This is a genomic window from Marinobacter sp. M1C, from assembly GCF_023314135.1.
GTDB lineage: Bacteria > Pseudomonadota > Gammaproteobacteria > Pseudomonadales > Oleiphilaceae > Marinobacter.
In genome coordinates this window covers 2,120,080-2,143,793 of sequence record NZ_CP092289.1, presented here as the reverse complement: position 1 = coordinate 2,143,793, position 23,714 = coordinate 2,120,080, and the positions used below count along the sequence as shown (strand labels likewise).

13 protein-coding genes are annotated in these 23,714 nt (G+C 52.6%); 3 read left to right on the top strand and 10 right to left on the bottom strand.

Going from position 1 to position 23,714, the window contains the following annotated elements; translation table 11 throughout:
* Nucleotides 1-3: 3 nt before the first annotated feature.
* The gene (locus tag MIH19_RS10160) at nucleotides 4-678 is read right to left on the bottom strand and encodes a J domain-containing protein (protein WP_249008744.1); all 675 of its coding nucleotides are present in this window, start codon (nucleotides 676-678) and stop codon (nucleotides 4-6) included.
* A gap of 133 nt (nucleotides 679-811) precedes the next feature.
* Here MIH19_RS10160 and MIH19_RS10155 point away from each other — a divergent pair, with 133 nt between their 5' ends.
* From MIH19_RS10155 to MIH19_RS10145, 3 genes are read left to right on the top strand one after another with little or no spacing between them, the layout of a single operon-like run.
* Nucleotides 812-3,094 (top strand): TonB-dependent receptor, encoded by a 2,283-nt coding sequence (locus MIH19_RS10155; RefSeq protein WP_249008743.1) that lies wholly within the window; start codon nucleotides 812-814, stop codon nucleotides 3,092-3,094.
* A 16-nt stretch (nucleotides 3,095-3,110) separates the two neighbouring features.
* Nucleotides 3,111-4,154: an ABC transporter substrate-binding protein gene (locus MIH19_RS10150; protein ID WP_249008742.1), complete on the top strand. Its 1,044-nt coding sequence runs from the start codon at nucleotides 3,111-3,113 to the stop codon at nucleotides 4,152-4,154.
* On the top strand, nucleotides 4,151-5,773 hold the full coding sequence (locus MIH19_RS10145; protein WP_249008741.1) for a HAMP domain-containing sensor histidine kinase: 1,623 nt from the start codon (nucleotides 4,151-4,153) through the stop codon (nucleotides 5,771-5,773). The genes MIH19_RS10150 and MIH19_RS10145 overlap by 4 nt, the downstream gene beginning before the upstream one ends.
* 452 nt (nucleotides 5,774-6,225) lie before the next feature.
* On the opposite strand, the gene MIH19_RS10140 is transcribed toward MIH19_RS10145, so the two are convergent.
* From MIH19_RS10140 to MIH19_RS10100, 9 genes are all read right to left on the bottom strand, one after another.
* Nucleotides 6,226-6,792, bottom strand: a complete 567-nt coding sequence (locus MIH19_RS10140) for a hypothetical protein (protein ID WP_249008740.1) — start codon at nucleotides 6,790-6,792, stop codon at nucleotides 6,226-6,228.
* A gap of 1,313 nt (nucleotides 6,793-8,105) precedes the next feature.
* Entirely contained in the window at nucleotides 8,106-10,973 is a 2,868-nt protein-coding gene (locus MIH19_RS10135) for a transglutaminase-like domain-containing protein (RefSeq protein WP_249008739.1), read from the bottom strand.
* A gap of 21 nt (nucleotides 10,974-10,994) precedes the next feature.
* Entirely contained in the window at nucleotides 10,995-15,530 is a 4,536-nt protein-coding gene (locus MIH19_RS10130) for a putative Ig domain-containing protein (protein WP_249008738.1), read from the bottom strand.
* Nucleotides 15,531-15,595: 65 nt separating this feature from the next.
* A complete protein-coding gene (locus tag MIH19_RS10125) occupies nucleotides 15,596-16,294 on the bottom strand; it encodes a PEP-CTERM sorting domain-containing protein (RefSeq protein WP_249008737.1) in 699 nt (232 codons plus the stop codon).
* A gap of 126 nt (nucleotides 16,295-16,420) precedes the next feature.
* Nucleotides 16,421-18,760 carry a DUF6531 domain-containing protein gene (locus MIH19_RS10120; RefSeq protein ID WP_249008736.1) on the bottom strand — a complete coding sequence of 780 codons (2,340 nt, stop codon included), beginning with the start codon at nucleotides 18,758-18,760 and terminating at the stop codon, nucleotides 16,421-16,423.
* A gap of 3 nt (nucleotides 18,761-18,763) precedes the next feature.
* Nucleotides 18,764-19,150, bottom strand: coding sequence for a hypothetical protein (locus MIH19_RS10115; RefSeq protein ID WP_249008735.1), 387 nt, complete (start codon nucleotides 19,148-19,150; stop codon nucleotides 18,764-18,766).
* A gap of 12 nt (nucleotides 19,151-19,162) precedes the next feature.
* The gene (locus tag MIH19_RS10110; protein ID WP_249008734.1) at nucleotides 19,163-21,670 is read right to left on the bottom strand and encodes a PKD domain-containing protein; all 2,508 of its coding nucleotides are present in this window, start codon (nucleotides 21,668-21,670) and stop codon (nucleotides 19,163-19,165) included.
* 75 nt (nucleotides 21,671-21,745) lie between these two features.
* Complete coding sequence (locus MIH19_RS10105; protein WP_249008733.1) at nucleotides 21,746-22,834, bottom strand: FlgD immunoglobulin-like domain containing protein; 1,089 nt, start codon at nucleotides 22,832-22,834, stop codon at nucleotides 21,746-21,748.
* Nucleotides 22,831-23,712 (bottom strand): hypothetical protein, encoded by an 882-nt coding sequence (locus MIH19_RS10100; RefSeq protein ID WP_249008732.1) that lies wholly within the window; start codon nucleotides 23,710-23,712, stop codon nucleotides 22,831-22,833. The genes MIH19_RS10105 and MIH19_RS10100 overlap by 4 nt, the downstream gene beginning before the upstream one ends.
* Nucleotides 23,713-23,714 lie beyond the last annotated feature (2 nt).

The following is a 23,714-nucleotide window of genomic DNA, read 5'->3' as shown; positions in this document are numbered from 1 at the left end:
TCGTCAGCTCCCGCCCATGCCGCCGAACAGGCTGGTCAAAATAGCGAGTCCAATAATCCAACCAATCACCGCCGGCCAGAAGTTAACGGATTGCGGTGGTTGTTCATTCTGCTCTCCTTCCCCGCCCATCATCTCTGGTTCGGGATAATTACGCTCGTCCGGCTGTTGCTTTTTCCCATGGCTGCTCGGCGCTTCTCGCAGGCTCGGCCATTCAAACCAGTCACCCAAAAATGCCGTCACTGATACCGGAAACACGCCGTTTTCGGCCATCGGACGCAACTGTGACTCAAGCCGGCGGGCAATCTCAGCGCGCAAAGCAGGCTGATCAGCCGGTGGCTCACACAGAATGGCCTTCCACACGTCTGCATTTTCCGCCCGGATGCTGTCGTTCAGCAGCGCTTTGATCTGAATAACCACCTCACGCGCCACTTGCGCTGAATGAGCGCCCAGCTCTTGGGGTTGCTCAGGCCCTTGCTCAGGCTGCGCGCCTGGAGTGTTTGGCGACGTTTGTGCCTCGATATCGGAGGCGGCTGGTGCTGCGCCGGTGGCTTCGCGAAAGGCTTGCTCCAGGCTTCGCGCCTCATCGCTGCTGGCAAATTTCAGTTGTTGCTGGTAAGCCTGTTCTACGCGCTGGCGATCGGATGTCGGTTCTATTCCAAGTAGGTCCCAGCAGTTCATTGCTACGGGTCTCCAATTATTAACAAATGTACATTTACGCGAGACAATTAAGCCCCACTGCAATAGCATACGCTTTACGCTATACAAATCGATTACTCAAACTGCACTACACCACCAGTATAGAGTGACAATCATGGCCGTTACGAATTGCTTCTGTTGCCCGAACAGTGATGGGGCGAGCTCGGGTTTTGCAATAACGCCGTTGCAAGTGGCTCCGCGCGCGGCCATTTTACGCTGTGCAACCCAGGCAATCAGCAGCTTTCGGCCATATTTTTCGGCAACCTTGCTGGGAGTCACGGCGGCGATAGCACCCGCCTGGGCCGACGGCAATGACATTCCCGATAAGATTGAGCCTTTGCCCGGCTTTTACAGTTTCAACGATGACATTCCAGAAGTGTTGACCACAACCCGCTTGCGGCAGCCCAAAACTCGGGTGCCGGGCAGTACCACCGTTATTGAAGGTGATCTGGTGCGGCAATTAGGCATCAACAGCCTGGTTGAAATTTTCCGGCTCGTGCCCGGCATGGTCGTCGCAGAGGTCGGTAGCAGTACACCAGTGACCACCTACCATGGCACCGCGCATTACGAGCAACGGCGCATGCAGGTGCTGATTGATGGCCGCACAGCCCATCGCGCCACTCTGTCAGATATGGACTGGCAAACCATGCCGGTGGCGCTGGAGCTGATTGAACGAATTGAAGTAAGCCGCGGGCCCAACTCTGCGGCTTACGGCGTCAACGCGTTTCTGGGCAGCATCAATATTATTACCCGAGACCCGGCCGATACTGCCGGTACGGAACTGCGGGTAATGTCCGGATCTCGCGATTATCGGCGTACATTTGCCAGCGTCGGCGATGCCAACGCCAACATTGACTGGCGCATGGCTTTCGAGAAACGCGAGTTTGGAGGATTCGATTACCAGAGGGAGGATGGTGATTTTATACCGTTCCATGATGGCCAGAATCTGAACTTTCTGACGTTCGACTCGCGCTTGAAGCTGCAACCAGACTTCAATATAGAATTGCGGGCTGGCGTTACAGACGGTGTTAACGAAGAAGATCAATACAAAACGGGCTACTTCCCGGCGCAAGCCAATCCAGATATTGATGTACGCGATTATTATCTGGATAGCCGCTTTAACGTCATCCCATCAGCCGATCATTTTTTCCACGTTCAGGTAAGTTTCGAGAATTTCAAACGGCGCCAGCGGTGGCCAATTAAGGTACCCACAGAGGACGTCTTGCCTTTATTCAATGGAATCTGTTCAAACCCAGCGGGTATTTCCGTTAACTGCTCAAACTTGAACACCGCGCCTGAACCATTATCAGCTAATCTGAACGCCGATTCAGAAGATTCCCGGTTGGAGCTGGAGCTGCAGGACACGTTGATTCTGTCTGACACGACCAAACTGGTCTCTGGGCTGGGTTATCGCCACGACACCTATCGTTCGGAAACCTTTTTCAATGGCCGCGGCACCAGTGAACAGTACCGAGTTTTCGCCAATGTAGAATATAGCCCTACAAATTGGCTGACCTTTAACGGCGGTGGCAACTGGGAACATACAGACACGACCGGCCAGGGTTACTTCTCCCCGCGCTTAGCGGCCAACCTGATTTTCAATAATCAACATGCACTGCGTTTTGTTTACTCTGAGGCCGTGCGCACACCGGACAGTTTTGAGCAAAACCCGGACTACGGTCATACACTTCGAAACGTCAACGCTGCGTACGCTGAGGAACTTGAGGGTTACCGCTTAACGACAAACGACTTACTCGATAAAAATTACGTCAACACCTTGGATGTTCATTTGACTGAGGAAAAAATCCGCTCTCACGAAATCAGTTATTTCGGCCAGTTCCCCGTGTCACCTGTCTTGCTCACACTGGAGGTGCGTGGATTCAGGGACGAGATGCGGGATATGATCGGTGGTGTAATCCAGTTCGAGGAATGGAATATTGATAATAGCGTGGATATTGATCAAAAAGGTTTTGAGGTTGAAGGCTCCGTGGTCTTTCCTTCAACAACTCTGCGTCTAAGCTATGGTTATCTCGATCAGGATTCTCGCTACAGCGGCCCTGATAGTTATGATGGCAAACCGTTATCCGCCGAGGAGAAGGGAAACAAGCTAACATGGCTTGGGCGCCTTTCCGCAAGACATTCTGGAAGCATTGCAGCCATTCAACGACTTCCATGGAATATTACCGCGGCGAGCGCATTTTACTGGGTAGATGAGTTCCGAAACTCCCAATTTGAGCGCTTGGATATTCGCCTGGCCAAGCAGCTTGTTCAGCCACGTTACACTGCGGAATTTGCGTTTGTTATGCAGCACTACCTGAACCGGGAGTTTGATCTTAGCTCTGATAACAATATTGCGGACCACAACCAATTTTTTGTGGAAGCAGGGCTACGTTTTTAATGGATGTGAATAGATAATGGCTCCCATGTATCGATCGCTTAGCAAGGTACGCCTGTTCCGGACGACATATTTTATCGCTCCCGGACGTCTTGCGGTTGCTGCGCTCTTCTGTTTTATCCTGATGCTGGCCGCCGGCGCTGCTCGCTCAGACATTACGATTCCGTTGATCTATGTGGTGGGTTCGGGTAACGATGTCTTGGACAACTATTTGCTGGATCAAGTTCGCCAGTTGGTTGGTCGAGAAGTACGCGTTATGCCGGTTAACGAGTCTGAAGCGGCATTAAACCCGGGCATACCCATAGTGACCATTGGCCGCAGAGCGTTTACAACGGCGTTGGGCAGATATCCGCAGTCGCCGATATTGGCAACACTGATTTCACAGGAATACTATCGGGCTATAACCCATGCGCGTTCGGATAAGAAAACGGAGCGCTCTGTGTCTGCCATTTACTACGACGTGCCTCTGCTCAACCAAGCGCTTACCGGCAAGGCCATACTGCCCCAATCCCGCCGGATTGCCCTATTGGCTACTCCAAAGAGCACTCACCTTTACAGCGAATTGCTGTCGCAGTTGCCAAAGTACAATCTGGAAGCGCAGATGTTTGTTGTAAACAGTAGTAGCGAGCTCATACCGGCTCTGGTGCGCGCGCTCTATTACGGTGATTTCGTGTTGGCAGCTCAAGACCCCAGTATTTACAACCCAAGCACCATCAAACACATTCTGCTGACCGCCTACCGGCGAAACATCATGGTGATTGGTCCTAGCCAAGCCTATGTCAAAGCTGGTTCGCTGGCGTCAAGCTACGCGCCCTACTCTGCGGTGGCGCAAGCCTTGGTTAACGCTCTGGAACAGTGGTTTCACGAGGGTTTCTTGCCGAAACCGGCGTACCCGACCGATTTCAATGTTCAAATAAACGAGCAAGTCGGACGCTCCCTAAACATCCCTCTGCCGTCAGAGGCCAACGTAAAGGAACAGGTAATAGAACAGTTGCGTGAACAGGCAATGCCCGCCACCAAAGACGCGGTCGCGGATGCCGAAAAGAGAGGAATGTTGCCATGACATCTCGGCCGCGGTCCTTTAAGGCGCACAGTCCACCAGCCAGGCTTGCCCGAAAATTGCTTATTCTTGGCGCTTTGCCCGCTGTTCTGATGTTCGCCGCACTGATGTTATTTTTTACCTATGTGCGCTTGCAAGACGCCAACGACCGGGTGGCGGAACACAGCCAGATTGTCGCTGACAGCCTGGCGCCCGCATTGGAATACGCGGTCGTATCCGGCAACACCAGTGTGCTCAACGACATTATTTCCGAATCTTTACGCCGCAGCCATGCTGACTGGATACGCGTGACTAACGTTCGCGGCGATGTGATCGGCTTTGTCAGTAACGCGAACGCCGACGCCAGTGATCGCAAGCGGGCCGATGTGGAAGCGCGAATAGCGACGTTTGCAGCACCCGCTTTGGACAAAAACATTTATACGGCTGAGATTCTTCAAAAACCTTTAAACATGAATGGCTTAGATACCCCTGTGTGGTTCGATCCAGGTTTGAGCTTCGTCGGCGGAGCCTTGCGGGTAGGCAGCGTGCAGGTAGGTGTTGATCCGAACCTTCTGGCCAGCAAGCGCCGCGGCATCCTTTGGACGTCACTGGCTTTGAGTACTGCCCTGCTGCTTCTGACTATGTTTCTTGTTAATTACTTTCTTACCGGTATCCTGCGCCCCATACGTAGCATCGGGCTACGAATTAAAGCCCTCAGCCACCACGATTACAGCGTAACGCCGGTAAATCAATATCGTAATTCTAAGGAACTGATCACCATAGAAATACGCTTAAACGAGCTAGCACAACATCTAGAAGAGCAACGAGAATTGCAGGAGCACACCTTGACTCAAACCCGCTCTGCCCTGGATCAGGCCGAGCGCAACAGCCAAGCCAAATCCGACTTCATGGACATTGCGAGTCATGAGTTACAGACTCCTCTGCGGGCCGTGCTGAGCACTGTCAAACTGATCGAGGGCGAAAGCCTGAGCAATAGCCAGAGCGAATACCTAACGACCGCCAGTCGCGCTGCGCAGGACCTATTACTGGTGATAAACGATATTTTGGAGTATTCACGTCTGGATCGCGGCACTGCGGTGCTGCGGTCTTATCCATTTGATTTGCACCAGTTGATTCACAACTGCGTGGCGTCCCACAGACAAATCGCGGTAGAAGCCGGATTAACCCTGGATCTCAGCTTTCAATCGGGCTTTCCAGACGTAGCGATGGTGTATGGAGATGCGCCAAAATTGCGCCAAATAATAGCAGGCCTTCTGGATAACTCTATTAAAGGCAGTCACGACGGCAGCATACAGATTGAAGCCTGCCTGAAAATCCTGGATTCCGCACAATTGCCGGTTCATCGGAACGATGCCGATCAACTTCCTCCGGCGGCATTACTGAGCATTGCAGTGTCTAATACCGCGGCGCAAAACTTATCGCACAGCCTAGGCGCTAACTTTGACAATTTTGATGACTTCGACAAGATAGGCAAGGGTAACCTGAGCGGAAACACCGGGTTTATGGGCCTGAGCCTGCCGTTGGTACAACGGCTTATTGAACTGATGGGAGGCCAACTAAAAGTAGAAGCCAGCGCCGATGGGCATTCGCTATTACGCTTCGAAATTCCATTTGAACGATAAACTTTTCAATACGAGTTACTTTTCTTAAAATGCAATTTCCGATTTAAGATATTTAATGAAAAGTGGAGCTAAAGAAATACTAAATGTCCTAAAAAACGGACCCAGCTGTCGTTCTTAGCTCATTAAAACTATCCTTTGCATTAAGGTATATAAATAAAACCATTAAATATTAGCGCCCTGTGTGTCAACCTAAGCATGAACCAACTGATTTTGAGTTAACATAGAAATCAGGGTGCCTTAGGAGATCATTATGCCGAAGCCGATGACACAAATTTTGCCAAATCCGAAGCTAGAAAAGCGGGGGTGCCGCGCATTCACTGTAGAGTATAAGCTATCCATCCTGCAGCAGGCAGACGCCTGTCAGCATGGGGGGTGTACTTAACCCCGCTTACCGGCCATAGCCATAGGATCCATGGAGACTTATTCAGAGTCTCCCTAATTATTTTATATTCTCAAAGCTGATACAGTGCGGAAAACAGATATATCCCAATAGGCAGCCCGAAAAAAGTTACGACACAAAGCATTTTTTTTTCGTTCAACGTCCGCCATGAGGCCTCCCCAGAATCTGGGAATTTCCGATACTCCTTTGGACGCTTTTCCCACAAGTATTTAGAGATATCGTGGTTACGGTCACCCAACAGGGCAACACACAGCAATAAGGAGAAAAAAAACTCTAAGGTAAAGACATGAATTCCTGCAAAGGGCAGAGTAAACATATAAACAAGCGATGATGGTAGAACCCAGAACTCAAAGAACCTCCATTTTTTTGAGGGACTACCATTGTTGCGCTCAATAAAACAGGCCCACTTCCCATGTACAAACAATAGCAATGACATCAAACCAGAGAAAACACCAGCCGCTATATTTGAATAATAGCGGGCGAAATTTAAATAATCTCCTTGTATTTTTATACAAATGAGCGCTGATATGACAGCGCCCAATAAAAATCGAAGACTAATCATTGCAACCCGTATAGTAAAGCAAACTATTACTCGAATCCAAGACTCAAGGGTGTCCATAATAGGTATACAATAAAACTTACAAATGGAATCAAGTAAATCAGTTTCCGGATTTCATTAGTAGCTTTCTTGCTTTCTATAGGATATTCTCCAAAAGCTTTACGATAATATTTTTCAGAATAAATCCTCAGATTCGAGTAACTGTCATCAATTTTACTTAAAAGAGCGATGAACATTAAAAAATATGCAATTCCAAAAATCAACGACACGAGATGAAAATTCATGAATATATTAGCTTGTGTCCCTACAACTATTAACATTAGTGGGACGATCAACTTCTCTACCTGAGATACTTTTCTTGAGAGCGAAATTTTCGATTTAAAATATTTAATGAAAATCGGAGTCGACGAAACGCTAAATGTCGTGATAAGAACTGACATAGCTATGGCACTTAATTCATTAAAACCGCTTTTTATATTAAAATATATGCAAAAAAAATAAAAACTATTAAATATAAACGCATACATTTCACTAAACCTTATAAGTTATTATATTAATAATTGCATGAAAACATAATATCATGCGATTTTATAACCAAATATTTAAAATCCTGAGAATACCTATAGCCTTCAAGCTTTAGGCGAATAAAATTTTAAATCTTGGATTGTAATAATATTACTCATCGTCAATCCTGAATATAATTATCTGGAAATAAAAATAAAACATATTATGGACCTCACGCTATTTTTACTTTTATAAAGCCGTAGTAAGTATCCAAGAAAATATCACGCCAAATAGTAGTGTTGCTAATAAGGTTGAGGATTTTCGCAGGTCGCCCAGAAACGACTCTGCATCGTAAAACGCGGCAGCTATCAACCGGATTCAGATATACTCCCCCAGAAAAGGCTCGCTGCTATGATCATTAGTGGAATCGCATAAATTAAAACTCGCATTTTGAAAATTTGCTTTTCACTTTTTAACGGAAACTCACCGAAAACCCGACTGTAGTACTCTTGGGAATAGATACCGATTTTTCGGTAGCTTGCATCAAGAGCGCTTGAGAAAAAAAGAAATAACATGACGTAAACAAAAAATAAAAACGAAGGCAAAAGTCTCGGTTCGAGTAACACTTCTAACTTCGTTGATATTGCAGCTATTGATACTATAAAAATCAATTTCTCGAAACCTACGATTAGCCTGGTTTTTACACTATTTGCCTCAAAGTACCTTAAGAAAAAGGGTAAACCCAGGAACGATACAAATGCATACAAACAAGAAAGCCCAAGAGCACCCGAGCTTTCTTCTCCGTGCATGTAAATGAGAGAGAATGCGAAATATAAGCATCCAAAAGAAATTGACAGCATTTTAATTTCTCACAGAACGGAAGTAAGAATTGCTGAAAACAATATACCGAATACCACCGTCGCAAGCGCCGGGGCGCCTATTCCGGGGATCAAAAGCAATCCTAGCGATCCAACGATTGCCTGCCCAAAGTTTGCTTCATTGAGTTCATCGCTACTATCCGCTTCTCGAATTGAATCAATCCAGAACGAGAAGTTGATTAATTCCCAAGCAAGTAACGCAAGGCCCAAGAAAAAGAACCCACCAGAAAGCAGTGCCAGACCTCCCAATATGCCTAAGACAGTAGTCCCCAGCGCGACGACAAAACCACCGCTGGCCCCACCACTAATTTTATAAGCCCCAACCCCATTCTCAGGATCAATAATCGAATAACCACTCCCCTCCCAGCCATTCACATTGATTGGCTGCGCATGAACAGTCACTTCATAGCCACGCTGCAAGGCGGTCTGGATTTCAGAACGCGCCGCCGAGTCGATGGTGATCAGGTTCAGGCTCGAGGCGTTTTCAGAAGTCAGTGTGTAGATCCTCTGGCCCTGGGCCATAGCCAGCGTTAGCGCTTTGGCCGTTGAGACGCCTTCCGCCGGTTGCTCTTCGGTCGAAAAGATACGTTCCGGGATCAGGTGCTCGTACGCGCTGGAGCGCATGCCGGAACTGCGATTAAACGCCACCCAGTCCTCATAACAATTATCCACCGATTCCGTATTGGCTGACATCCTATCCACGTCCATCACCACACCACTGAACAGAACATTTCGCGGGGAGCCAAAGAAGTAGGATACGTTCATCTGCGTAGAGAAGGTGCCGTAGCTTGGGCTTCGGTTGTACACAATGTTCGATGCCTTGGCGGCAATTTTATCCATGGCGTAGGTCTCTGCCAGGTAGCCCTGGATTCCAGACTGAAGGATGCCACCGACAAGGTCATGCTTGGTCAGACCGGCGAAATCTTCTGCATCCAGCTTGGTTTTCACGTTCTCCAGTTGCCCCTGCAATGCCGTCAGCTGGGCTGGGCTGATGCCCTGCATATCAATTCCCACAGCCTGATATTGGCCGGCAATCAGGTTGTTTTCGCTGTAGTTCCAGCTTCGTTCGGGCGCGTGAAAACCCAGGCGCGCCATTAATGACTGGCCCAGGGTGACCGAGGACGTGGTTGCCACCACGTTGCCGTCGATGGTGATCTCGCCAATCATGTTAACGGTATTGGCCGGTAATTGGGAGGGCAGGTCTTCCAACGATTCGACGGTGTCGGGAAGGTAGCTCTCCAGCGTCTGCTGGTCGGCCTCAGTGGCCGGTCGGAAGCTGATCGCCAGTGACTTGCCAACGAGCTCTGGCGTCAGGCGGTCGATCTCCGCTGCTGTTCCGGCCCATTGCACGGGGGCGCCAAAACTGCCGCCAAAGGTGTTGCCAATCTGCAGACGGAAGCGATAGTACAGTGACTCTGGAAGATTCGGGACAACGGCGCTGGCGCGCACGTGATTAAAGGGCAATGCGACGTCTTCGATGACGTCGGCGTTTTCGGGAACGATCTGCTGGGTGCCCAGCACGTCGCCCAGGGTGGTGTCGTTGCCAGTGCCGTCAATGAACGACTGGACCCGGGCCTGGTAATCTTCCAGTTCATTTTGGACCGCAAGGGCGTCCAGACCCTGAACCCAGCCCTCTGCCTCGTTTACGGTTGCGGAGGCTTGCAGGTTGCTCAGGAACGCTTCTGCATCAAGGGGTACCTCATTCTCAATGTCCAGGCCTTCGGTGAAGGTATGCTCTTTGAAACTGGGATCAAGGCCAACCCATTGGCCGTTGATCCACGCTTCGACCCACACATGTTCCAGCTCCACTTCTTCAATCGATCCGCCGTAGGAAAACTGCTGCTGGGGAATGCCTCCCTGGCTTAGGATGTTGGTGGCGGCGTCAACATTGGAGACACCGCCAACCCAGTTCTGAGCACCCTCGGCAGGGACGGCTACGGTGCCATAGCTGTAACGCGCCGGTATGCCCGCTTCGCGGTATAGCGCAATAAGGGTACTGGCCGTATCAAAGGCATTACCCTGTTCACTCTGAATGGTGTAATCAGCACCCTGCATTACGCCATAGCTGGGCACGAAACGGATGGTGTCGTGTACCCATTTGTACAACGCCAATGGATCCGGGCCCAGATCTGCCACGATATCCCGGACTCGGTCGGTGTTAGCGGTCGCACTGTCCGTTTGCAGATAATCACTTAAATCCCAGGCGGGCTCGCCACTGACGCCAAGCAGGCCTTCAATCGCGGCCTGACTGGTGAACAGGTTTCGCGGTGGCGGCGTCACGAAATCCAGATCACCACTGAAGCTCTGTTGCGGGTTGCGCACCGGGTATTGCAGGTGGCTCTGAAGAGCGTTCGCTATGTTCAGCAACCCGTCTTTATCAGTGGCACCATTTTTCCAGCGAGAGAGCTTATCGAGACCGATTCCTATGCTTTTAGCATGGTCCAGATAATTAGATTCGAACGTCTGGTGGCGGGCAAGAATGTCATCGGGCAATCCTTTAGCAATCAGGGATTGGCGCTCAGCATCGAGCTCTTTTCTGACCCCTGCATCCCGTTCGTGAAATACCTCCGCCAACTCCCCTATCGCGTCCAGGTGGGCAGGAATCAGATCCATCCGCCCTCCAGCGACCGTCTGTTGTAGCGAACTGACCTGCTGTTCCAGGCTCTCTATGGTCTCGCCGAGCGGATTCGTGTAGGCCAACGAATTTCGCGGCGGATTTGACTGCCGATCCGCTTCATTGAATGCCGCGAGGACCGCCGGCGAATAGAAGGTGAATGAGAAGAAGAACAGCACCAGGGCACTGACCGCCCGCTTCAGGCGCTGGGAAAACATGGCTTCGGTTCTGAAATCGGCAAACATTGTCTCTCTCCCTGAGTTCTCTTACCCGCCACACGCTTCAGACTGCGCTGAGCACTGGATACGATTCAGCTTTTTGGGTGCTGCATATACCTGGATGCTCCAGGTCGGTTCTGCGGTCTGGCCAAACCTGTCTTCCAGCCCCAGGCGCACATTCTTTACACAGTCACCCTCTACCGGCGTCCAGCGGATGGTCGGCACGCCATTTTCATCGGCCAGCGTCATTCCCTCCGGGGCAGATAAGAGTTCGACGTCCACCGAGTAGCCTTCAGCGTCGATCGCAACGATGCGATAAACGTACGGTTTGCCGACTTCGGCTGTATCCTTTGGCACATTGCCCAGACTCGGAGGCAGCATATCGCCAGCTACTGTCACCGAATAAGTCCTGCCAACCGGGAAACGGCCGTCGGTGACTGTAACGGCAACCTGGTGTGTGCCAATCTGGTTCTCATTGGGCACCCAGGAGATTTCTCCCATTCCTGAATTGATCGCCATACCCGCAGGGGCAGAGACCAGCTTCCATGTCAGTGCATCACCTTCAGGATCTGTTGCAGTCATGGTAGAGCTGTATTCAACGCCCACTCTCGCGGTGGTGGTCGGCGAACTTTCAAACACCGGCGCACTGTTTTCTGCCTGCACATTCAGAATATAGCTTTGTGTCGCCGATGCACCCTGTGGGTCACGCACCTCAAGGCTGACAGAATACTCGCCCGTCTGACTTCCATCCGGCGTCCATTGCACCAGGCCATTGGCAGACAGGGTCATGCCAGATGGGCCGGACAGCAGAGCGTAGGTCAGCGCTTCGTTCTCAGGATCTGTGGCTACGAGTTGATAGCTGTACGTCTCGCCAACCAGAGCCCCAGAGCCAGGACGGCTGGTAATAGACGGTGGCGCATTGTCGGTGGTCACATCTAGAGTAAAGGCCTGACGCGTTGTTGCTCCCTGCGGATCGGAAACATCAACGGCAACGGGCTGGGCGCCCTCATCGGTCTCAGCGGGCGTCCACTGAAGACTGCCATTGCCAGCATCGATAGTCATACCAACTGGTGCCTGCCCGAGACTATAGGTGAGTGCTCCGGATTCGGGATCCTCAGCCACAACCTGGTAGCGGTATGCCTGTCCGACCCGTGCGCTCGCCGGTGGATTGCTGCTAATCACGGGCGGTTCGTTCGAGGTCACCACAGTGAGGGTAAAGCTCTGGCTGACCGCGTTGCCGCTCTGGTCAGAGACCCGAACCGTTACCGCATTAGCGCCTTCATCACTCTCTGACGGGCTCCAGGTGGCAACGTTAGCCGTGTTCATGGACATTCCATCGGGGCCTGCAACCAACTGGTAAACCAGTTCCGTATCCTGATCGTCCAATGCCATTACCTGATACTGCCACTCGGCACCAGCCAAAACCGAAATGACCGGCGTGGAGGTAATTTCCGGTGGTGCATCGACAGCACTGACACTGATATCAAATGTCTGATTGCTTGATAGCCCATCAGCATCCCTGACCTGCAGTCTGACAGGATAAGTACCCTCTTGCTCACTGCCAGGCGTCCATGCCAGCAGGCCAGATTCAGGATCCATTGACATGCCCGCTGGCCCTGACACGAGCAGGTATTCAAGTACGTCACCGCTGTCCGGGTCGGACGCCTGAACCTGATAGGTGAACAGTTTGCCGGTTTCTGCAGATTCCAGCGCCACTGAAGTGATTCCCGGGGCCTGGTTCACATCCAGAACTTCAATGACAAAGTCTTTCTCTGCATTGAGCCCTCTGCTATCACTCACCCGGATCGTGACCGGGTTGTTACCGATCTGCGTTGTCAGTGGCAACCAACTCAGTTCGCCGGTCTCCCGGTCTAGCTGCATATTGGTCGGGCCAGAAATAAAGCTGAATTGCAAGGTCTCCGTAGTGTTCGGATCTTCCGCAACAATCGTGGCAGTGTAGCTCTGGTCTTCCCTGGCAGCCGGTAAAGCCTGCGTTATGATCTCGGGAGCGATATTTTCTTCCAGCACCCGGATTTCGAAGTTCTGCGAGCTCGAACTGCCGCGATCATCGGAAACCACGACGGATACCGGCTGCACGCCGACCTGGTCTGCAGCTGGCACCCACTGTATTTCCCCGGTCACCGGATCGATGGTCATGCCTTCCGGGAAGTCGCCCAGAGCAAACGTCAGTGTTGCGTCTGAGTTGGCGTCTGAGGCTTGCACCAGATAACGGTATTCCGAAGCTGCTTCGGCCTCAATCACGGGCGTACTATCAATGGAGGGCAGGTAATTGCGCTCTCTAACCTGCAATTGATAAGACTGCTTGTCGGACTCGCCCTCGCTATCGATAACCTTCAGAGAAATTTCGCGAGTACCCTGCTGGCCCTGTTCGGGGGTCCAGGTAAGCAAACCTGCGGAGCTATCAATGGTTACACCGGCAGGGCCGTTAACCAACTCGAAATTCAAAGTATCGCCAAGATCCGGATCCACCGCCTGAACCTGATAGCTATATTTTTCGAGTTCCGTCGCAGCCAGCTCCGGCGAGCTCACAATTGCAGGGGCTTGATTCACGTTCGTTACGCTGATCGTAAATGCCTGCTCATCAAAGGCCCCTTGAGTATCTGCTACACGCACAACCACTGTCTGACTGCCCACATGCACATTCGATGGCGTCCATTCGATCTGACCCGAAACAGCATCGATCACCATTCCAGCCGGAGCCACCTGCAAAGAGAACTCTTTGCGGTCGCGTCGATCAGGATCGGTCGCCTCAACCTGGTAGGTGTAAGCTTGTCCTTCGATTGCGCTAACTACCGGATCAGACTGAATAACAGGGGCGCGGTTCGAGACATTGCGCCTGCGGGCCGACGGGGTAACGCTCACTTCTCTGGACCGACAGGTCGGACGTCCATCCGTGCCAAGTTCACTCACCGTGTAGTAGTAGGTAGTGTCGAGATCCAGCCCCATATCCAGATAGGTGGAGTAACGGTTGTCCGTCACTGCAATCTGCTGATAGGGCCCACCGGCCTGGGTGCTGCGATGCACGGCATAAGACGGCGCGCCGGAATCTGTCCAGGTCAATTGGGCAATCGTCATTTTTCCACGAACAGCAATATCGGTCAGACAGTTACAGGCGGCATCGGACTCGTCTCGGATTCGCACCTGCCTGACAGCTGTGTCAGTCAGGTCGGGCTTTCCACTACTGGGGAAGGCATTGGAAGTATTATCACTGACCTGAAGGCGGATCAGATAGTCTCCCGCGCCCTCGCCAGCAAAGCGGCTGGTCACATCCACCAGATCGCCACTGGCATCGCCGTACGACAGATCGTTATCAAGATCCCAGAGCCAGGAGACCAACTGATCGCCTGGCTGACCAGGCTCACTCAGACCATCATCCGGATTAACGGAACCCGTGCCATCCAGATACCAGGGTTGTGTCTGCGGGCAGAACAGGTAGGGCCCGCCGGCATCCGCTGTGGGACTCAGTGGTGGCGTGTCAACTTTGACAACAACCTGAGCCGTCTGAACAAGCGGCGTACTGCCATCATCCGTTACACGCAGAGTTACCGGATAGTCTCCAAGTTCTGGAAAGCTGGTGGTAATGATCGGCCCCTGGGCATCATAGGTGCCATCATCATCAAGGTCCCACTCCCAGCGAATGATGCTTCGCTCATCTTTTTGGTGGAAAGAACCCGTGCCATCCAGTGATATCTGTTCCCCGGCCACAGCCGGATTTGGAGTAGCCTGCGCAACGGCTACCAGATCACCGGTTGGCCGCTGACTGAGAATTTCTTCAACCTTGATATCAAGAAGTGCTTTGGTAAAAGACTCCGCGTTCGTTCCCCCTGAACGCAGAAACGCAAGGTCCCAGGCTGCCCCACCATTTTCCAATGCAAGGTCGACATAATCATCTACGGTCCGCCCGGAGCCTGAGGTTGCATAAGCGCCATCGCATCGGGTAAAACCGCCGTTTCCGTCCACGACGTAACCTGTCCCCAGGCTGTCTAACCCTAGAGCCCTTCGACCATCACCGCACTTTATTCTCGCGTTCACAACAGCATTCAATAGCGAGCGATTGGCTTCGAGAAGAGACCGGACAGATTGATACGTGATTGAACTTCTCGTATTATCCCGATCCTCATCCGTGGCCAGGATAATATTGACAGCGGCACCGTTTCTTCGGGGGTACTCGTTCAGCGCGTATTCAATGCCGCGCCAGCCATCCTCTGTGCCACCGCTGGTAACCAAACGATTCGATGCAGCCTCAAACCCCGCGACAGACCCAAGCTTCTCGCCGTCTACCTGCAATACTCTGGGTACAACGGAGCGACTACCATATCCTACCAGACCATAGAGATTCGCCTGCGACTCACTGCCTATTCCGTATTGCTGAAGGTTTTCGTCAAGCAAGCGAACCATTTCACCGATCCAGCGCTGCTCTCCGGACATAGAGCCAGACTCATCTATAACCACAATGACATCTGCTGCTAAAGGGGCCTGATTTGCGTTGGCGGTTAGGGGGGCGGAGCCCATGCCAGCGGCGAAGACGCTGGCCATCAGGGCGCGATAGAAACTCCGTTTCATAGGGATCCCTTATTGCTATACAGGTTGTCAGTATCAAGAAGTGAGGGGAGTCGCATCTTGGTGATTCAGGATGCGATAACGCGCCTTCTTACAAGCAGTGAGAAGAGGCCAATCGCCAGGAGAAGTCCTGCAGAGGGCTCTGAAACCGCTACTGGTTTTCCAACAATGTCCAGCTCGCCCCAGAAATAAAGCGACTGTTCTTGATTGAAGGAGAGGCCCATTTCAGGGTCGGTTTGGGAGAGATAAAAAGCATCGACCGGCGCTGTCAGGGCCGTAAAGAGTGACAGATAAGCGGTTTCACCGGCGGCAAGATTGAAGTCCCATCCAAGGGCAAAAGATACATCTTCTTCAGAGCCCTGCGGAACTGCATTGTCATTGCCCAATGAGTTGAATACCAGGTTGTCGTAGATGTCTCCGAAAATAAAGCCGGGCTCGTCGATCTCCCAACTCTGGCCAGGTGCGGGAGCGCCAACGGCTTGCCCATATTCATTGAAATAGGTGTTGGCGGAACGGCCAAATTCAAAGTCAAAGAATGCGCCAACAGAGTGGCTGCCGTTTGAGGCAAACTCGAGATCAACCTGCCCCAGACCCGACGCGTCCAATTGCGCACTTCCCGGCATGGTATCCCCGGCAAAGTATTCGTATAGGTCATCGTCAATATTGAAAGCCCAATCGTTGAGGACTATGGGGCTTGCTACTGCACTGGCTGAAAAATAGATGAAAAAAAATGAAAGCAGGATTGCTTTTGAGAAGAGAGAGAACATCCTTTACCTCTATATCGTGTAACGTCCTTTTAGATAGGGTCACATGAAAAAATGTTAATCGTCAAGTCACAAATTTATTTCTAGGGTTTTGATTACACAAATTTTTGTTAATTTTCGACACGACGCTCAAAAATTTCCATTGTTCAGAATTTGCTGGTAGTGAGTAAGCGCCCTTAAATCGACCCACTTGCCCGAGTAGTTACTGATAAGGCCACGAGGGTTATAGCTGTATTGCAGGTTATTTTGATAAGGCCCGGCATGACTGATGCTTGTGGGTTGGCCCGAAACGTTGTAACCGTAAGCGACGTTCTCACCGTTAGGCATCGACATAGACGTGCGTCGTGCCAGGGCATCGTAACCAAAATCATACTGCCCTTCCGGCGCCGTCATGGATGTTAACAGGCCGCGGGAGTCGCGCTCATAGCTGCGAGTTTGACCCAGTGCCGAAACGGACATCAACTCATTTTCAGCGTTGTAGGCATAGGCAACGGTCTCGCCGTTCACGTTTTCCGTGACTAACCGCCCGGCGGCATCGTATGTACGTGTGACCACCCCCACCTCATTCGAGGCTTTGGTGAGCAAACCACGTGCGTTGTACTCGTAGGTGTTTGTCTGGCTGCCCCTGGACACCGAGACGAGCTGTTTGGTGGTGTCGTAGGTGAACTCAACGACCGTTCCGTCCGGTTCGGTGACGCTTTCAAGGAGGTTGTCAGTGCGGTAGTCGTAGGTGCGCTGCCGGCCGTCGGTGAGTGTCTCGGCGGCCAGGCGGCCATACTGGTCATAGCTGTAGCGGGTTAGCTGTCCCTTGCCGTCAGTCAACGACAAGACATCACCCGCCGCATTTCTCTGGTAGGTCAAAGTTATTCCGGATGGCTCGATATTTTTAAGCGCTCTTCCGAGCGCATCCCGCTCAATGGCGTAAACGGCCCCGGTGTTGTCACTCAGGCTGACAATGTGACCTGCGGCGTTATAACCAATCCGGCCGGTTTTGCCGTCAGGCTGAGTCACCGAGACGGGTAATCCCGACGCATCCGTCTCGAACGTCATCTGCTGGCCCAACGCATTTTGGGAGGACTGGATAAAACCTTGCTCACTCCACTCAAATTGCGTGGTCGCATTGGAGGGATCAGTAATAGCCGCGAGATTGCCGTTCTCGTCGTAACGGGCGGTGGTAGTACGCCCTGTTGGCGAGGTGGTCGTCGTCGGGTAAAGCAGTTCCGAGTTGTAGGTCCACTGCTCGGTATTGCCCAGCGGATCGGTGAAGGAAATGCGCCGCCCTTGCTGATCATAAGTAGACGTCCACTGGCTACCCGCTTCGTCAGCGAAGGTGACCAGATTGCCCTCGTCGTCGTAGACGTATTCCTGGCTGGTGCCGTCTGCCGCCGTGACTTTGGTAATCACCGCATCATCGTCGTAAACAAAGGTCCAGGAGGAACCGACCCTGTCGGTTTTGACCACGGTTTTCTGGCTAACGTTGTAGTTGTAGGAGAAAGTGTTCTCACCCAACGTATAGCTCGATACCCGGGTACCGCTATAGGTCACATCAGTGACCACCACACCGTCTGGATCGGTAATTTTGGTCAGTTGGTAATACGTTTGGGCGTCAGCAGGCGGGCTGTATTTCCGGTAGCCGTACGCCCAAACACCCCCTGTTGGTTCCTGTACTTGCACAAGATTGCCATCGATATCGTAAAAATACTGCCATTGACGACTGGCGCTGTCGGTGATGGCGCTGACAAAACCTTGGGGGTCATAGTAGAAGTCGAGGTAGGCGCCAGACGACGCAGCCATCCGGGTTAGTTGGCCGTTGGCGTTGTATTCGTAGCTGATCGACTCGCCCGAAGGTGCTGCATCCTTTAGCAGCTGACCGCTGGCACTGTAAATTCGATAACTGCCCGCCTGTGCGGACAACTTGATGCGCCCTTCAGATAGCAGCTCAACCTGATCGTCGCGACCGACCGGCGATTCGATCTGGCCATCATCACCCACAGTATAGGAGTAACGCTTGCCGTTGGGTTCACGCAGTAGGTAGGTTGTTGACGATAAAGGGGTGCCCTCGGCGCCTTGCTCCCAATCGACGGTTTTAATTGCGATGGAGTCGCAGTTCGAACTCCATCCATTGCCAAACATGCCTACCTGGGGATCGTTTGAATTGTAAGAGCGTGAAATAGACAGGCCCGGCCGACCCGGGATTTGAACATCCTGTTCACTCCAGACGAAGTGTCCCGTCGGGATATAGACGGGCGACCCGGTACTCTTACAAGGGTCGCACTCCGACCCCTCGCACGGTCCTTCCTGGTTCGGATCATTCCAATCGAAGGTGTCGTGCCCCTGATCCCAGGGGTAATGGTAAGCTAACGCCTGATTTTGTACCGAGAGTGCGACGAGGAACACCAGCAGGGTAGCGAAGAAGCCACTGGTAGCCGTTCCACCTTTCGTCATTTTGGAGAGTCGTTTCACGTCCATGTCTTACCTCATCGCCGCAGACAGCGAGTCGAATTCCCGCTGCAGTTCATCGTAAGTTGCATCCCAGGAGGGGTGTGCTTCGAGCCATTGATCAATCTCTTGCGCATGACGACTGCCATAGGTCGCGTGCTGGCTCGGGGTTACACCGTGCTCGGCAAAGAGGGCAATCACCTCGTCGCGAGTGCCCTCATCAATTTTCATCAACTCGGATCGGGTCAGCGACGCATTCAGGCCGTCGCGTCGGGACTTCATGCCTTCCAGCGTAATGAGTCGGGCTTGCTGGTCGAGGTAAACAAAATCTTCGGCAGCGCCTACGCCGCCCGCTTGTGCAAACGACGTCATAAGTGTGAGTAGAATGATCGTCAATAGTCCATTTCGCGCTGAATGCATCGTCATGCCCTCCTAGTAATAGACCCGTTGCAGGGTGAACACTTCCATGGTTCGTGAACCACGCTCGTCAAGACCAAGGATGCCAATACGGTAGGTTCCGGGGCTGACATACGTTCCGTTGTTGTCCTTGCCATTCCAGGTGAGCGTGTTTTCGCCTTGCGAGAGCCCGCTGACCATTTTTTGTGCCACAAAGGCACCGGTGTCTGCATCGTAAACGGTCATTTCCGCCGCTCCGCCCCGGCTAAGTAGGAAACTGATTGTGGAGGTGCCTTGATTGTCCTCGTCACCGGATCTTGTGGGGTCTACGATTGGAGGTGCGGCGGAAATAGCACTTACATGCACACCGCTTTTGACATAGACCGCGTTGTCCGGAAGTGAGAAAGCGAAGATGCCGAATAGAAAACGATCATTGCCTGGGGGGTGAATAAGTTCGCCATTGTTGTTTTCGCCATGCCAAGTAATGGTGTGGCTACCACGGCCCAACGGTTTGCGCTGGTAGAACGTCACCAAGCGTGTATTGACATTGTAGCGTCCGATGAAGGCGGTCACTTCCGACGCCTCACTCAGGGTAAACGTAATATCCAGCGGGTCGCCGTCAAATGGCGAGAACTGGCTTGGCAGACGATTACGCGGCGGGTTGTACTCCCGGCCACCCGTCGAGAGAACGGTATTAAAGCGCTTTTCGACACCGTCAATACGATAAAACATGACGGCGCGGTAGTCGCCCTCAGACACAAACTCACCGGCCGCATTGCGACCATCCCAGGCGTCTGTATAGTCGCCCGCTAGTCTGACTTGCCAGGAAACTAGCGTGGTCACCGTTCCGCCAGCCGAGTCTTGGATCACAACACTGACATCGGTATCACCGCCCAGGGTTGTCTGCACCTGAACATTCTCGGCCAGCTCGGTATCGATCGTGTCGCGCGACAATGACAGCGCAAATGAGGGCAACACCGTCACCTTGACGAAATCTTCACCGGTGCCACCGTCCTCGGCAGTCGCCGTCACACGGGAATAAAAGGTGCCGGGTGTCGGGATAGTGTGGGACACCGAACCACTGTCAACTGAGGTGTAGTCGTCGGTACCATCGCCATCAAAATCCCAGGCCCACGCCGTGATCGGCAAGCCATCCGGATCCGACGCCGTTGCATTATATTGCACCGTCAGCGGCGCCTTGCCCGATGTGGGACTGGCCGTTCCAGATACAGTTGGCGCACCGGTGATAACTCGAATAGATATAGATGGAATTGCTAGGTCTGCGGCAGCACCCAGCGTATCCGTGACGCGGATTCGGGGCTGGAATTGACCTTCACTCGCGTAGGTGAATGTGGTGCTGCCTGTTGAGGTGTTCTCGTCATAGACACCGTCACCGTTGTAGTCCCATTCATAACTTTCGATGCCATTGTCATCGGACGCAGTGGCACTGAAACTGACCACCAGCGGTGGTGTCCCATTAGAAGGTTGCGCTTCGGCGGTGATTTCCGGTGGCGCATTGTCGACCTCAATGGTGACCATGGCATCAACGGTTTCGCCGGCGCTGTCGAGAACCTGGAGCGTTACGGGGTAGGATCCCGGGGCGTCAAATGTGTATGACTGATCGCGCCCAATGGGCTCGCTCCGATCAAAGACGCCATCGTTATTAAAGTCCCACCGATAAACTTCGATGGCCGTATTGGTCTCGATTTCAGGCGAGAAAGATACCGTGAGTGGGGAACTACCGGACAGGGGTTCGGCGTCAATGGTTGCAGACAACCCGGCTTCTGGTTGAACATCATAGACCAGTGTCTGGCTCGACTCGTTAGCAAGGCTATCGCTGAGGGACAGTGCAATGGCTAGCTCGCCCTCGGACCATTCCGACTCGGGCACAATTTCGATGACACCGGATTCGGTATCATAACCGGTGATCACAGCCGAACTTGGCGACGCATTGACCGACAGGGTTTCCCAATCAACTCCCACACCGTCGTCCGCCGCTCTGATTTGAAGAGCGGCTGTTGAATCTTTTATCGGGTTGCCGGGCGCCGGTGCAACGCGAGTAAATGTCGGGCCCTTGGTATCCATTAAAAAGGAATGCTCGACGCTACCCCGGTTGCCTGACTTATCGGCGATAGAAACAATAAAATGCTGCGGGCCGTCTTCCCAGCTTTGTGCTGTTTTGACCTGAATCGTCCCCTTAATAGGCAATATCCATGGAAACCACTGGCTTAACCCTTTGCGCTCAAATTCAACATTGTCATAGGGCTGGCCTTTGAGAGAGACCTGAATGGAACCGCCGTCAAGGCGACTGGTGCGAAGGCCGATGCGCCATGGGTCGTATACGTCAAACTCAACGATTACATAAGAGTTTGCAACCTCGGCGCCTGCTGACGGCGTAACACTATAGAAGACGGGCGCGAGGTCATCCCCAAAGAACCACCACCAACTGGAACCGGCGGCCGTTGCTGAGGCCGGAAACCCGAAAGTGGAAACCAACAGCGCGACCAGCACCCAGTTTCGATTCGCCCTTAAGCGGTTTGCCATCCGTTGTATCCCTACCCATCTCATATTCGATCCCTCTCAAAAAAACTAACGAAAATGCCCATTGTCTGGAATGCGTTATTCCTTGACCAGGAACTGAACGGTTTCCACGCCAACCTGACCCCAGAGGCCCGATATATTGACGGTCATCGTGTGGAACCCCGGATCCACGTCTGCGGACCAGCGCCAACTCAGGGGCGTGTATCCGGTTTCTTCCTCTGACACGAACTGATAGTCGACAAAGAACGCAACTTCATACAGGCTCTGCTGCATCACCCATTTGTTGCTCGGCGACATATCGACTCGAAAGGTGACCGGGCCTCGAACAACCGCAATACCGTTTTGGGTTTCATTGGTCTCAAAACTGAGCTGTGTCTCCGGGTTGCGCAGCAAGCTGATCGGAATCTGGGACTCGCGAGCGATCCGCTCACCATTTCTTTCGAGTTTGACCTGGCTGAAATCAGCGGTCGGAAGCGCCCATTCGTTCTGCTCACGGTAAGTTCGGTATGAAACGTTGTTATTGCCAACCGTCTGAATCGTGTGATCAGGCAGTGCAATAGCGCGCACGAGAAGCGTCAATTTTGGGTGGGACAGAAGATTTTGGCCGGCGTGGTCGAGACCGTCCCAGGGCTGGCGCTGCCGCCCCTCGGTTTTGGGTACCCAGGTCGCTATAGAGCGCACCAAAGCGCCACCTTTGATGCCGACGCGAACCAATACCCGAGAGGGCTTAGCCAACTGATAGCTGACGGCGCCTGACGGGTCGATCTGCACATTCGAAACTGCGACCGGATACCCACCCGAAGTCCCCCTGGAGTCGACGGTTATTAGCTCTCCGCCACAGACGCACTGAAAGACCGGGGTATACGCTTCATCAGGGACGACTACCCCCGACTCGTCTTTGCCATCCCAGCGCAGCGCATGGTTGCCGGCCTTCGCTACGATTGTCTCCAACACTCTAACGGCATTGCCGTCGCCCGAGTAAAGGGTCAATTGCACCTTGCCCGGCTGTTCCAGCGAAAAGCGAATTGTTTTGACGTCGCCCGCAGAGGGATTGAAACTCTGGCTTGCCGCTGGCAGAGCTTCCAACGGTGCGGGTAATACCAAACCCGGTACAGCGGCGCAGAGTGCTATAATCAAAAGGCGTTGAGTGATTCGAGAGAAGATCATTGGCTCACCTTGAGATCTTTAAGGTCGGAGAAATCGAATGGCAGGGAAACACGCTCAGGCGCACTGGAACCTGCCGCTCGACGCATAAGTGATGCGCCATCGACGGAATGGCGAATAAACAGCAGATCGCCATTCAAACGCACCACCGGCTGACTATCGAATTCGGGGCCCGCTGTCACTGCTTCGCTGGTGCCGCCAGACGAGACGGTCCAGATGTCATAGGTGCCCTGCGCGTTCGACGAGAAATAAACATCGCCAGACGGACCTACAAAGGGTTGCCGAGAGGTACTATTCAGTAAGGTGACTTGCCGGGCGACGCCAGAAACCAGATCACGCATCCATATCTCCTGGATCACACCACCGCAAGCCACGGTGCAAGACACATGACTGAAATAAATGCGGGGCTCGGGTGTTGGGGTAAAGACGGGTTCGAAATGCGCCGAACGCTGCTGATGGATCGGACGGTAGCCGCCTCCTTTAATGACGCCGATCTCAGTGTTCACGCTAGCACCATCAATCAGTCTGACGACGAGCAGATTGCCGGCATCATCGTAAGAGGGGTGAGTTAGCGAGAGTGTGCTGCCATCGGTGATCGATTTAACTTCAAGGCTCGACAGTTCTAGCTCACGAAGTGATCCATCTGCCGTCACGAAGGCGACACGGTTGCCGTTGTTGCTGATCGTTGGCGTTCTGGGCTCACCCTCGACATTGATCGCGGACCAGTCAGCCAGATTGTCCGAGTGATAGAGTGCCCACTGATCATCAACGAGTGCGGTGAGCAATAGTCGCTGCGAAGTGTCGTTAAGCCTGGCAGCGAACGCTCCCTGACAGGCAAGAGCCACCAGGATGGCGAGTGATGCTTTGAGTAAATGAACCATAG